This window comes from Candidatus Binatia bacterium, assembly GCA_029243485.1.
Classification (GTDB): domain Bacteria; phylum Desulfobacterota; class Binatia; order UBA12015; family UBA12015; genus VGTG01.
Map to the genome: position 1 here is coordinate 300,762 of JAQWRY010000088.1, position 12,909 is coordinate 313,670.

Annotated in this window: 11 protein-coding genes; 7 read left to right on the forward strand and 4 right to left on the reverse strand. The window is 65.5% G+C overall.

Going from position 1 to position 12,909, the window contains the following annotated elements; genetic code table 11:
• Nucleotides 1–2: 2 nt before the first annotated feature.
• A complete protein-coding gene (pgi, locus tag P8R42_29765) occupies nucleotides 3–1,637 on the reverse strand; it encodes a glucose-6-phosphate isomerase (protein MDG2308789.1) in 1,635 nt (544 codons plus the stop codon).
• A 100-nt stretch (nucleotides 1,638–1,737) separates the two neighbouring features.
• On the opposite strand from pgi, the gene P8R42_29770 reads away from it, so the two are divergent.
• The 4 genes from P8R42_29770 to P8R42_29785 all read left to right on the forward strand — a co-directional run bounded on the left by P8R42_29770 (nucleotide 1,738) and on the right by P8R42_29785 (nucleotide 7,270).
• Nucleotides 1,738–3,255 (forward strand): hypothetical protein, encoded by a 1,518-nt coding sequence (locus tag P8R42_29770; protein ID MDG2308790.1) that lies wholly within the window; start codon nucleotides 1,738–1,740, stop codon nucleotides 3,253–3,255.
• Nucleotides 3,256–3,258: 3 nt separating this feature from the next.
• The gene (locus tag P8R42_29775; GenBank protein MDG2308791.1) at nucleotides 3,259–4,707 is read left to right on the forward strand and encodes a GTPase domain-containing protein; all 1,449 of its coding nucleotides are present in this window, start codon (nucleotides 3,259–3,261) and stop codon (nucleotides 4,705–4,707) included.
• A 43-nt stretch (nucleotides 4,708–4,750) separates the two neighbouring features.
• Nucleotides 4,751–6,913 (forward strand): dynamin family protein, encoded by a 2,163-nt coding sequence (locus tag P8R42_29780; protein ID MDG2308792.1) that lies wholly within the window; start codon nucleotides 4,751–4,753, stop codon nucleotides 6,911–6,913.
• Between the two features lie 120 nt (nucleotides 6,914–7,033).
• A complete protein-coding gene (locus P8R42_29785; GenBank protein MDG2308793.1) occupies nucleotides 7,034–7,270 on the forward strand; it encodes a hypothetical protein in 237 nt (78 codons plus the stop codon).
• Nucleotides 7,271–7,317: 47 nt separating this feature from the next.
• Here the strand turns inward: P8R42_29785 and P8R42_29790 are convergent, their stop codons facing one another.
• Nucleotides 7,318–7,500, reverse strand: a complete 183-nt coding sequence (locus tag P8R42_29790; protein ID MDG2308794.1) for a hypothetical protein — start codon at nucleotides 7,498–7,500, stop codon at nucleotides 7,318–7,320.
• Nucleotides 7,501–8,068: 568 nt separating this feature from the next.
• Here P8R42_29790 and P8R42_29795 point away from each other — a divergent pair.
• From P8R42_29795 to P8R42_29805, 3 genes are read left to right on the forward strand one after another with little or no spacing between them, the layout of a single operon-like run.
• Complete coding sequence (locus P8R42_29795) at nucleotides 8,069–8,314, forward strand: 3-phosphoglycerate dehydrogenase (GenBank protein MDG2308795.1); 246 nt, start codon at nucleotides 8,069–8,071, stop codon at nucleotides 8,312–8,314.
• On the forward strand, nucleotides 8,304–9,086 hold the full coding sequence (locus P8R42_29800) for an SDR family oxidoreductase (protein MDG2308796.1): 783 nt from the start codon (nucleotides 8,304–8,306) through the stop codon (nucleotides 9,084–9,086). Before P8R42_29795 ends, P8R42_29800 begins: the two co-directional genes overlap by 11 nt.
• Nucleotides 9,083–9,532, forward strand: coding sequence for a VOC family protein (locus tag P8R42_29805; protein MDG2308797.1), 450 nt, complete (start codon nucleotides 9,083–9,085; stop codon nucleotides 9,530–9,532). The genes P8R42_29800 and P8R42_29805 overlap by 4 nt, the downstream gene beginning before the upstream one ends.
• Before the next feature lie 18 nt (nucleotides 9,533–9,550).
• On the opposite strand, the gene P8R42_29810 is transcribed toward P8R42_29805, so the two are convergent.
• Together P8R42_29810 and P8R42_29815 are read right to left on the reverse strand one after the other, a co-directional pair.
• On the reverse strand, nucleotides 9,551–10,774 hold the full coding sequence (locus P8R42_29810) for an amidohydrolase family protein (protein ID MDG2308798.1): 1,224 nt from the start codon (nucleotides 10,772–10,774) through the stop codon (nucleotides 9,551–9,553).
• 315 nt (nucleotides 10,775–11,089) lie between these two features.
• Entirely contained in the window at nucleotides 11,090–12,613 is a 1,524-nt protein-coding gene (locus P8R42_29815) for an arylsulfotransferase family protein (GenBank protein MDG2308799.1), read from the reverse strand.
• Between the last annotated feature and the right edge of the window lie 296 nt (nucleotides 12,614–12,909).

The following is a 12,909-nucleotide window of genomic DNA, read 5'->3' on the forward strand; positions in this document are numbered from 1 at the left end:
GTCTATCCGTCGCGGTACTTACGGAACAGGCGGATCAGCTCGTTGGTCGACCCGTCGTGGCCCAGTTCGGGATCGGCTTCCGACTGCAGCTCGGGAATGATGCGGTTGGCCAGGACCTTGCCGAGCTCGACGCCCCATTGGTCGAAAGAGTTGATGCGCCAGATCCAGCCCTGCGTGAAGATCTTGTGCTCGTAGAGCGCGATGATCTGTCCGAGGATGTGCGGGGTGAGCTCGTTCTTCACGAGGATCGTCGTCGTGGGGTGGTTTCCGCGGAAAGTGCGGTGCGGGACGGTGGCTTCGTCGACGCCTTCGCTCCGGACCTCTTCGGCGGTCTTGCCGAACGCGAGCGCTTCGGTCTGGGCCAGGCAGTTCGCCATCAGGAACTCGTGGTGCTCGCCCAGATCGTTCGACGGCTTCGCGAAGCCGATGAAGTCGCACGGTATGAGCTTCGTGCCCTGATGGATGAGCTGGTAGTAGGCGTGTTGGCCGTTCGTGCCGGGTTGCCCCCACACGATCGGGCCGGTCTGATAGTCGTCGATGGGGGCGCCGTCTCGATCCACCGACTTGCCGTTGCTCTCCATGTCGAGCTGCTGGAGGTACGACGTCAGGCGCCAGAGGTACTGGTTGTACGGCAGGATCGACTGGGTCTGGGCACCGAAGAAGTCGTTGTACCAAAGCCCGATGAGCGCGAGGGTCACCGGGAGGTTCTCTTCGAGCGGCGCGGTCCGGAAATGCTCGTCCATTGCGTGAAAGCCGTCGAGCATTTCGCGGAACCCACGCGGGCCGATCGCGATCATGAGCGAAAGGCCGATCGCGGAGTCGTACGAGTAGCGACCACCGACCCAGTCCCACATCTCGAACATGTTGGCCGTGTCGATGCCGAACTTAGAAACCTCCTCGGCGTTGGTCGACACCGCGACGAAGTGCTTTGCGACGGCGCTCTCGTCTCCGAGCGCGTCGAGTGCCCACTTCCGCGCGGTGTGCGCGTTGGCGAGGGTCTCGAGGGTCGTGAACGTCTTGGAGCAGATGATGAAGAGCGTCTCGGCGGGATCGAGCCCCTGGACGGCCTCGGCAAACGCCGTTGCGTCGACGTTCGAGACGTACTGAAACGTCATCGAGCGCTCGCTGAACTTCTTCAGGGCCTCGTAGGCCATCGCCGGACCGAGATCCGAGCCGCCGATCCCGACGTTGACGACGTTCTTGATGCGCTTGCCGGTGTGGCCCTTCCACGCGCCGCTCCGGACGCGATCTGAGAAGTCGGCCATCTTGTCGAGGACGGCGTGCACCGTCGGGACGACGTTTTCGCCGTCGACCTCGATCACGGCATCGCGCGGGGCCCGCAGGGCGACGTGCAGGACCGCCCGATCCTCGGTGATGTTGATCTTCTCGCCCGCGAACATCGCGGAGATCCCCGTGGAGAGCCCGGCCCGTTGGGCGAGGCCCCGCAGGAGTCCGAGCGTCTCGTCGGTCAACCGGTTCTTCGAGAAGTCGGTGTAAAGGTCGAGGACGTCGAGGGAGAGACGCTTGCCCCGGTCCGGATCCTCGGCAAACAGGTCGCGCAGATGGCGCCCCTCGATCTCGTTCTGATGTCTCTCCAGCGCCTTCCACTCATCCCAGCTGGTCGGCTTTCCGCCCATGTTACCCACTTAGAGCCCCCTATCCCTTTGCCCGATGGCACGGTGCCGTCTTGGGCGAGATGTTGCAACGGCCCCCGGTTTTCCTGTTGAACTCGGCCGCATGCGTGAGCGTGCGGCGCAGGCGGTCCTGCTGGCTCGCTCGTTCGAGGAGGCGGACCCAGAAGGGGTTCTCCTCTCGAGCGAGGATCGAGGGTCTGCGACCGAGGCGGGACGCGCCGCCGGCGGCACGCCGGATCTCCAGGCGGAGCGTCGAGCGGGTGCACTGCTCGTCGGTCTGAGCGAGCAGGTACGGGCGCTAGCCCGGGTGCGTTCGTGGACGCGGGTCTCTCTGGGCCTCGTCGCCCCGGTCGTCTTGGTCTCGTTCCTGGTGGGGCTCTCGACCAACGCCCTGGGGCCCACGCGACACATCAACCTGCTAGCATTTCCGCTTCTCGCGCTCGTGGTCTGGAACGTCTCGGTCTACGGCTTCGTGCTCGTCTCGGGTCTCGTGACTGTTTTGCGTCGCCCGGCGCGACGGGCGGACGGGCCGACCGCCGACGGCGCCGCCGCGGCTGACCGCGGGACCGGGTTCCTCGCGTCTGTCGCCTGGTGGGTCGGGGAGTGGACCCTCGAGAGAGTGCGCACTCCGGATCCGCGCGAGGCTGATGTCGTCTCGCGGGCGCTCGCCGCCTATTGGTCGGAGTGGGCGCACGCGAGTTTGCTCCTGGGTTTCGCTCGGCTGCGCGCGTTCCTTCATCTCGGTGCGGCCGCGCTCGCGGTCGGGGTCGTTGCGGGGATGTACATCCGTGGGCTCGGGCTCGAGTACCGCGCCACCTGGGAGAGCACGTTCCTTTCCTCGGACGCCGTCGCCGCGATCCTCCACCTCGTCCTCGGACCCGCGGCGGTCCTTCTCGGAGAGACGTTGCCCGATGCGGCCGGTCTCGCGTCGATGGTCGCCCCGGAAGGTTCGACGCCCGCAGCTCCGTGGATTCACATGTGGGGGCTCACGACAGCCGGCGTGGTCGTCGGCCCCCGTCTCCTGCTAGCGGCGACACAACTCGTGCGTTCGGCGTCTCTGGCACGTTCCGTTTCGGTCGATCCGCTCGCCGGCTCCTTTCGGGCGCTCCTGGTTTCCGAGCGTGGTGCGGACGTACGGATCGACGTACTGCCTTACAGCTACAACCCCGGTACCCGACAACTCGAAACGCTCCGCGAGCTGCTCCACGATCTCTTCGGCCTGGAGGCGCGCATCGACGTTCTCCCTCAGGTGGCCTACGGAACCGAACTCGACGCAGAGACGTTCGAGCCGCCGCCCACCTGTGTGGTCGTCGTTTACGGCCTCGTGCAGTCGCCCGAGCGAGAAGTGCACGCCCGCTATCTCGAGCAATGGATGGAGAAGGGCGGAGAGCCGCAGGTCCTGGCGTTGCTCGACGGCTCGAGTTGGCGAGAACGCTTCGGCGAGGGTTCCGGCCAACGAGAGGCCGAGAGACTGCGCGCCTGGGGCCGCGTTATGCGTGAGATCGGGGTGACGGCTCTTCGGGTCGACCTCGGAAAACCACTCGCACAAGGCACGGTCGAACGTGCCGAAAGCAGCCTATGGCCCGACGCTAGCACCGCCCGCACAACCGGAGGCCGTTGACCGATGAATCTCGTCACCTTGAGCCTGATTTCTCACACCAACGTCGGCAAGACGACACTCGCGCGTACGCTCTTGCGCACCGATGTCGGGGAGGTTCTCGACCAGGCGCACGTGACCGAGGTGAGCGAGGCTTACGATCTCGTGAAGACCAAGGAAGCCTGCCTGCGCCTCTGGGATACGCCGGGCCTGGGCGATTCTGCGCGATTGGTCGGTCGACTCCAGAAGGAGGGGAACCCGCTCGGCTGGTTCCTCCATCAAGTCTGGGATCGGTATCGGGACCGCTCTCTGTTCTGCAGTCAGCAAGCCGTCCGCAACATCCAACGCGAGGCCGACGTCGTCCTCTACCTCGTGAACACTTCGGAGGAGCCGGAGGAGGCCGGCTACGTGCCGCACGAGATGGAGCTCCTCGGTTGGATCGGGAAGCCGGTGCTCGTACTGCTGAACCAGACGGGCATCGCAGGGTCCGAGCGCGATGAGGCGGCCTTCCAGCAGTGGACGGCCGCGGTGAAGCCCTGGCCGATCGTGCGCGACGTACTTCCGCTCGACGCGTTCACGCGCTGTTGGGTGCAGGAGGGCGTGTTGCTCGAGCGCGTTGCGGGGATCATCGACGGAGAGCCGCACGAGACCATGCAGGACCTCGCCAGCGCATGGGAGCGCGGGAACCTCTCCATCTTCGAGCGCGCATGCAGTCAGGTAGGACGGTACGTGCTGACGGCTGCGCTCGACCGCGAGACGCTCACGGGGCAGGGCCTGGGGCAAACGGAGAAGCGACGCGCGATGCGCGTCCTCGCGCAGCGGTTGGACGACACGACCCGCAGGTTGATGGACAGTCTCATCGCCGACCACGGTCTGGTCGGTCGCTATCAAACGGACGCGCGCGAGCGCCTCGAACAAGACTTCGATTCGCCGGGCGAGAAGGCGTGGACGTCCGGGCGCGCCGGCGTTCTCGGCGCCGCGATGGGCGGTGCCGCGGGCGGTCTGGTTGCCGACGTCGCCGTGGCCGGATTGTCGTTTGGCGGCGGTGCGGTTGCCGGCGCCTTGCTCGGTGCCGCCGGTGCTATGGGGCTCCGCAGGGGGTTTCAGTTCGTAAGAGCCGAGCAGACGCCTGAGGTTCGGTGGGCGGCGGAGTTCCTCGACCAACTCCTGCGGCAGTCGCTTCTGCGGTATCTGGCGGTGGCCCATTTCGGTCGCGGCCGCGGGGAATGGCGCGAAACGGGCAATCCCGAGCGGTGGAACGCCCTTGTGGAAGCTGCGATTTCCGGCGCGGGCGATCAGTTCTCGGAGCTGACCACCCGGCTGCGGGGCGCCGGCGAGGAGCCCCCCGGTATGGAGGACCAGTTCTCCACTTACGTCCGGCATGTGCTCACAGAAGTGCTTTCCACAGCCTATCCGCAGGCTGCGCACATCCTGCGGACAACCCAATCCGCAGCGAATTCTGGGGAGAATTCCTGATCGGCACTTTCGGAGCGGCCTCCCGAATGGCAAAAATGCCTTTGTGAAGACGATTCTCAGTCAGTTCTGTGAGGACTTCGATGGTCGGGTCCGTCCCCTCCTCGAGCCGCTCGATGGATTCGCCGCCCAAATCGGTCGCCTGCCCGCCGATTCGCCCCTGAAGCAGCTCCTCCCCGAAGTCATCGATGTCCGCCACCAGCTGCGGACCCTGGTCGAGAAAGTCGCCGAGCAGCAGGCCTACGTCATCATCTTCGGACCCCTGAAGAGCGGGAAGTCGACCCTCATGAACGCGCTCGCCGCGGCCTACGTGAGTGAGGTGACGACTCTCCCGGCGTATCCCTGCATGGTCTACGTCGCGAACGGGGATGACGAGCAGTTCACGGTCACGCGCTACGACGGGAGCGTCGACAAGTTCGGCGACCTCGCGTCGATGCGCTCCCTCATGGAAACCGCGCACGGCGAACTCGCCGGCTCGATCCGCGAGGTTGAAGGGCACGGCGAGGATTTCGATCCCGCGAGCCACATGCCGCAGGCGCTTCGCCGAGTCGACGTGCGGATGCCGACCGAGCCGCTGGCCGAATCCGGCGCGGTTCTGGTCGACACGCCCGGGCTCTATAGCCGCATGAAGTTCGGTTACGACCTCATGACCCGCGAGTTTCGGGACTCGGCGGCGAGTGCGATCTTCGTCGTGAAGACGGACAGCCTGTTCCTGGAGCAGGTATTCGATGAGTTCTCGGATCTCCTCCGCCTCTTCAGCCGGATCTTCCTGATCGTGAACCTCGACGGCACAAAGCAGGATCTGCAGCCCGATGGCGAGCTCGGCCCGAGTCTCGAGCGGCGTGACCCGCAGCGCATCATCGACGCGTTCGAGAGCCTCTCGATGAATGTGGAGCTGAAGTCGGCGTGGGAAGAGGGCCGTCTGCGCATCTATCCGATCGATCTCCTGCAGGCCGCGAGTAGGCGTCTGCGTGGCGACGAACCTGATGAGGCGACGGAGGAGTCCGCTGCGGAAGAGCAGGCCGGGAATACGCTGGCCTCGTTCGGTGGCTTCACGGACGACCTCACGCACTATCTGAACAGCACTGAGTACATGACTGCGTTCCTCGGAGACAGTCTTCGCCAGGCGGAGTACCTCGTGCATGGGCTCGAGTCCGTGTGCGCCTCGGAACCGGTGCACGAGCTGTCTGAGGGGCTGGAAAAGTGGGACGCCGAACGCGATTGCGCACAGACGCTTCTCGCAGCGGTCCGCCGGTTGCAGGCGTTCCCGTGGGACGAGACATTGGCCCGCATGCGCGAGGACGTCGTTCGGATCACTCGCGAGCGGATTGGCGACTTGCGCCGCGATACGGCCGAGGCGGCGGAAGGCGCTCTCGCACGTTGGTACGATGGTGACGCGAGCTACGCGAGCTTGATTCGCGAGGATCTCGAAGGTGTTCTGGCGACCTGCCGCGACGCGATGGTGGAGACGGCAAGCGACGTCTCGGCGACCGTGCTCTCGAGCGACGTCGCCGGTGCGATGGTACGGAGCGAAACTAGTGACGACCTGAATCTGGTCGGCCTCTCGGTGGCTGGAATCGCACGGGAGCTCGAAGGAACGGTGCGGTCCGCCGCCGAGGATCGTCAGGTGACGCCCGAGATCCCGACGCGCGCGATTCCCGTCCGTCGGCGTCTGGTCGATTGGTTGTTGCTGCGCAGTCAGGCTTCGGTACGCCGTAGTGTGTTCGGCCCCGACGATGCGCCGTCCCGCCCGATTCCGCGAATCGTGAAGCAGCGGCGTCTCGGTGCCGGCCGCGTGGCACTTGGTGAGGCGATCCGTAGCCGAATCGATCGCCTCTTCGCCGAGACGTTGCACCGCGTGGGCTCCGAGGTATACGGCGCGCATGTTGCCGCCGTTTGCCGCCAGGTCGAAGAGCGTCTCCAGACGCTCGAAAAGGAGAACGTGGCCCGGCTGGCGACGGCCGAGCAGCATCGCCAGGTGCTCGCTGCGTTGCGCTCGGACGTGGACGCCCTTGCGGGTACTCTGGGTGAAGCGAGTCAGGCGATTGCGAGTCTCGCGGCCGCGTACGGTGAGCCCATTCCCGAGCGTGAAGCCGATCCGCTGGAGTTGGTGGAAGAGGTCGGCGTGCCCGAAGAGGCCACGCCGGATCTCCGGGCCGCGGCCGCGGCGGCTGGCGCCGGGCCCTCCGGCGATTCGAACGACAGCTGAGCACGCGCGTTCGCGGCGTGGGGCCTCCGGGCCCCGCGGGCGGAGGGAGCATCCAGCGCGGCGGCGTCCGCGTCCCGGTACGCCGCCGAGGCACCGAACAACTTCCAGTGAAAGGATCTCGTGGCGGCCTTCCTGACAGGGATTCCCGGCGTGAACGAGGACGTCGACACCTCGCTTCGCGCGATGATGGGCGCGGTCTGCCACACGGGGCTCGGGATCTGCGAAGCCGGCGACGCCCCATCGGGGGACGAGGAGTTCACGGATGGGGCGTTCATCGAGGCCGGGATGTTCCCCGACGTGTTTCCCTATCTGAACACGCCGCCTCCCGGCCCCCCGAACGGCGAAGGCCAGACCTGAGTCGTGGGATCAACCGATGTCGATTCCGCGCGGAGGATTCCTTTGACTCATTCCGTCTCGATCCGCGCTACTGGCGCGGATATGACGACGCCTACGCCGAGGTCGCCGCCGTCTCCGGTGCCCGCCGCGACCGCCGACGGCAGCGCCGGTGTTCCCGCGATGCCCGCGGGCTCTTCACCTACCTGCAGTCGCGCGCCTACCAGAGCTTTGCCGCCGAGTCGGGCGTACACCCCACGAACGCACCGCACATGACGTCGGTGCGGACGTTCCTGAATCCGTCGCTCGAGGCGTCGCTCGCAAGTGACGCCTCGTCCCATCCCGTCGCAGCGGCGGCGGTAAAGGAACTCTACGGCGCGGATGGAATGCTCTGGGGAGTGTCGGTATGGTGTGGCGCGTATGCGATTCTGAGAACTGCGACTTCTTCCCTCTTTCGGACTGCGGCTGGAAGGCCCTGGGCAATCCCCCCGGCAGCAGGGGCCACAAGTGCCGTGGGAGCCACGAAGGCTACGAAAGTTGTAAAGTGCTTCTCAAGGAGAACGTCATCAAGGCCACATGCAAGGACTCGACCGTGCTCAATTTTGGGTCTCCAGCGTCTACGTACGGCGCTGCGTGGGCGATTGTTTGGGTTGGTCAGTCTTACTGCGCTCGGGTGAACGCAGCGACGAACCCCATCCGCGTGAAAGACGAGCCGGGCTATTGGAAGGCGGTCCATGCCGAAGTCACGGAGGCTTGTCCGCCGATGAATCCGAACTAGGGAGGGGAAAGTTCTAGGTTGTGATCCATGGTAGGAAGCAAGCCATGAGCAATCCGGTAGACGCGCTGGTTCTCGACTTGCTCGAGTGGATCGACCCGGAGTCTCGCCCGTACTCGGAAGTCATCGATGCGTGGCGGACCTCCTGCCCGCGACTGCCCGTCTGGGAGGAAGCCAACGGCCGCGGATTTCTCGAACGGCGCCACGAGTCCGGGGGCAGGACGTCCGTAGGCGTGTCGGCTCTCGGTCGGCGGCACCTCAGAACCGCGAGAACACCCCTCCGTGCCGAGTGACGCCGGCCGCGTTGTCGGCAAGGTCGCGCTCATTACGGGCGCCGCATCGGGACTCGGCGAGGCCGATGCGCATAGACTCGCCGAAGAGGGCGCTCGAGTCGTGCTAACCGACATCAATGTTGCAGCCGGGGAGGCGGTGGCGCAGGCGTGCGGCGGCGTGTTCCTCGCCCAGGACGTGGGTGACGAGGCGACCTGGCCCAAGGTGATCGAGCAGACCCTTGCCGCGCATGGTCGGCTCGATGTTCTGGTGAACAACGCTGGGATCGCGCCGATCGGCGACATCGAAACGACGACGGTGGAGGTGTGGCGGAAGACTCTCCGCGTTCATCTCGACGGGACCTTCTTCGGATGCCACTACGCGATGCCGGCCCTCATCGAGTCGGGCGGTGGTTCGATCATCAACATGTCGTCGATCACCGCGCTGATTGGGCACGCTCCGTATCTTGCGTACTCCGCGGCAAAAGGCGGGATTCGCAGCATGACGAAATCGATCGCGGCGTACGGCAAGGCGAAGAACCGTCGCGTGCGCTGCAACTCGATTCATCCGGGGAGTATCTCGACGCCCATGGTGCACCAGGCCATGGAGTCACTGATGGGGGTCAAGTTGACGGAGGCGGAAGATCCTGAAGCCTTGCGCACCAAGCTCGGGATCGGTGAACCCAACGACGTCGCCAACATGGTTCTGTTCCTGGCGTCCGACGAATCCAAGCATATGAGCGGGGCTGAGCTGGTGATCGACAATGGCTCCGCCATCACACAGGGGGGGCGATGAACATCTCGGGACTGACCCACGTGAACGTCAACTGCAGCGACTTCGATCGTTCGCTCGCCTTCTACGAGCGCCTCGGATTTGAGGTCCTGGTGAACGTGCCGCCGACTAACACGCCAGAGGTCGCGGCGGCCGTCGGTATGCCGCCGTACCGAGTGAAGGGTGCGCTGCTCATCCTAAGTGGTGCCGCGACCCCGTTTGTCATCGATCTACTCGAGTGGCAGGAGCCGAACGATCCGGCGGCGCCGTATGCGCACCTCTACCACCTCGGCATCGGACGAATCGCGCTCGCAACGCAGGACCTCGACGCCGACGTGGCGGAGCTGAAGGCCCACGGCGTGGAATTCCTTTCCGAGCCGGTATCGGTGGAACTCGATGGCCGTCCCGCCGCCACGCGGTTCGTGTGCTTCAAGGATCCCGACGGGACGATTTTGGAGCTCGTGCAGTAGCGCGCCGCGGCGGATTACTCAGGTCCGATCGAGCCCGAGCATCTTGATCGCGTTGCCGCGCACCACCTTGTAGGCGATGTCGTCGGGAACACCCTGCAGCATCTCCTTCACGGCGGCGACGGTATGGGGCCAAGACGTATCGGTGTGGGGGTAGTCGGTCTCGAAGCAGATCTGGTCGACGCCGAGCGCGTCGAGGTTCTTCATGCCGTGGTAATCCGACGTGAAGCAGCCGTACACGCGCCCGTAGTAGAAGGAGGACGGCTTGTCGGCGAGGAGGTTCTTGTTGCCCATCCATCCGTCGTGGTGTTCCCACACGTAGTCGGCGCGCTCGAGCGCGTAGGGGATCCAGCCGACTTGTCCCTCGGAGTAGGCGATCTTCAGCTTTGGGAAACGCGGCATGATGCTGAACAGGTATTCCGCGAGCGACGTCATCGAGTTGTTGAAAGAGATCGTCGCCTTCGCAGCGCCGGGAGCGTCCGGCGAACCCGACGGGTCGGTCGACGACGAGCCGACGTGCATGCACACGACGGTGGCCGTCTCCTCGCAGATGCGGAACATCGGATCCCAGTATCCGCTGTGGATGCTCGGAAGGCCGAGATGGCTCGGGATCTCGCTGAAGCAAACGGCGCGCACGCCCCGCTTGGCGTTGCGCTCGATCTCTTCGACCGCGAGATCGACGTCCCACAGCGGCATGATGGCAAGGGGGATGTTCATCCCGCCCGACGGCTCGCACCACTCCTCGACCATCCAGTCGTTGTAGGCGCGGACGCAGGCGAGACCGAGCTCTTTGTCGTCACCTTCTTTGAACGTCTGTCCGCAGAAGCGCGGGAAGGTGGGGAAGGGGAGCGACCCGTCGACCCAGTTCTGCTTGAACTCCTCGATGCGCGCGTCGCGGTCGTAACAGCCGGGGCGCATGTCGTCGTAGGTCATCGCGGTCATCGTCATCTTCGACCGGTCGAACTTGGACTTGTCGCCGCCCGGCGTCGCCTCGAGGGGGATCGCGACGTGACGCTTGTGCACGTAGATCAGCTTGTCCTCGTAGAGCCATGCGTCGCCCCATTCTCCCTCGGGGTCGAGAGGATTCTTGTACTTCGCGCCCTTCTCGAGGGTGAACTTCCCGAAGCGCTCGCGCGTGATCCGCGGCCCTTTTTCCCGGTACTTCTTGGGCAGCCACGCCTGCCACACGTGGGCTGGCTCGACCACGTGATCGTCTACGCTGATGATCTTCGGGAGCTGTTCCATGAGGTAGACGATACACGACAGGGTCGGATTTCAACATGCATCCAATGGGAGCTGTGGCGCTCGGCCCGGCTGATGCTCATGGGCGAGTTCGGATCATGCCCCAAGAGGCAGCGTCTACCATGGTTCGAACTCCCGAGGGGAGAGCGCTGGGGCCTCGTCGAGCAGGGCTGGCGCCGCGGCTCTCGATATGGGGTTTTCCTTGCCCGGAGCTCGACAGCCGATTCCTCGGCGTTGGGTGCTGGTTAACGGTCGGCCCCGCGTTGAGGGATCGTCGCAGCGGCCATCGCTAGCCAGGACATTGCCGACGGCAAGGGGTCAGCCCTCCGGGGCCCAGTCCGGCGAGACGCGGTACGCCCGGTACACGTTCACAGAGAGTGTACCGGTCGGCAATTGCAGGGTGATCAGCGGTTCGAACGGAGATACGAACTCCCAAACGATCTCTCCGTCGCGCGTGACCTCGAACATGCGTCCGGAGTTGCCCTCATCGATGAACGTGTTGCCGCCCGGCAGCCGCTGCGAGCTGCTCAGGTTGAACGCATAGAAGCGCGGCGTGCCGTCCGCTCCTGCGGTCGGCTGCTCGTACGACCACACGGCCTCCCGGGTTGCGGGGTCGACTTCTAGAATGCGGGAGTAGCCGCGGTCGTACAAATTGCTGGTGAGCGCGCCGCTCGCGTCCCGACCGAAGCCGGCCGCACTGCCGTTGTCGAAGACCAGGATGTTCCCTTCGCCGGGCAAGCCAAAGGGGATCATGTGCGGGTGGTGCTGGCCGCTGATCGGCCCGAAGGTGACGTCGTCGAAGTACGGACCAAGTCGCCAGACCACGTTCCCCGCCGACCAGTCGCCGTCCGGGTGGTCGTGCCGCGCGACGATGAACAGGAGGGCCCCTTGCCGAGAGCCCACCAGCACGTTGTCGGGATGAAATCGCTCGTCGCACTCGCTCGAGCCGGGCTCGCGGCAATGACGGTTCGGGCCGAGGTACGAGACCGCGTTCAAGAGGAGCCAGCCCTGGCCAGGAGGAGCGGGGACGTCCGGAGGGGCGAGGCCGCCAGCGAACAACGTGATAGCCGCGCGCGCGTCGGCATCGAAGCCCAGCTCGTCGATGTGGTCTGCGCCGAGCCACTCCCACAAGAGCGTTTTTCCGTCCGCCGCCATCTCGACGATCGACTCTTCGCCGACGTCCATGCCGCCGACTGCCGCCGATTGCTCCGGTGTCAGGTCGGCGTGGGCGAGGAACAGAACGCGACCGTCGCCGCGGCTCTCCGTGATCTCGGGAGTCCAATAGACAGGGGTGTTCCACACCTGAAGGTCGTGGTGGGCGAGGGCCGACGGCCGCCCTTCATCGGTCGTTCCGTATTGCAGAGGGTTCAGCTCGCCACCGCACTCCGCTCCGGGGGGCGCTTCGTTGGGCCATACGGCGCCACCGTCCCAATCAAGGATGGCGACGCAAGGGGAGCGGAAGTCGACGAGGCTAGGGAGTGTCGTCGGGCCGGGGTGCTCGATCGTTCCGAGTACGTGGCCAGGCTCGGGCATGGGCTCGCCATCGGCTCCGCTCGTCGACCAGGAGTTGAGAAACCGCCCGAGTCCATCGACGAGATACAAGCCCGAGTCCTCGGCGGAGAGGACGTTGAAGAGCGTGTATCGCGTCTCCGCCGGCGCGCCGTCACTGAGTGTCACGCACGCGGTCGACGTCTCCGGGGAGCATCCGGAGAGGTCGCGACGTGCGATCGGCTCTGTCGGCTCGAGCGGCTGCTCGTCCGTTGCGATCGTCGTGTCGGAACAGCCGGTTGCGAGAAGAGACGCTGCGACGCAGAGGAGAAGGCTCGATTGGAGGGGCGTCACAGGTCATACGTACCACAGGGTCTGTCGAGTGCCGTAGCGGTGCGGACCCCGCGACACCTTGGCGCCACCGAACCGAGCGCGCTCACTTCGGGGGGAGGCTGCGCCCTCCGGGCGGCTTCGTCATGAGACGGCCTCTCGAGAGCCGCCGCGCAGCACCCAGACGAGCAGCCGCGCGACGCTCTCTCGAGCGCCGCGCGGCCTTCGCGGAGGCCCAGTGCCTCCAAGCTCGGAGGACACCGTCCCCGGTGAGCATCGCTTTGAATCCGGCCGCGTCCTTCTGCGGATACCCTGAACCA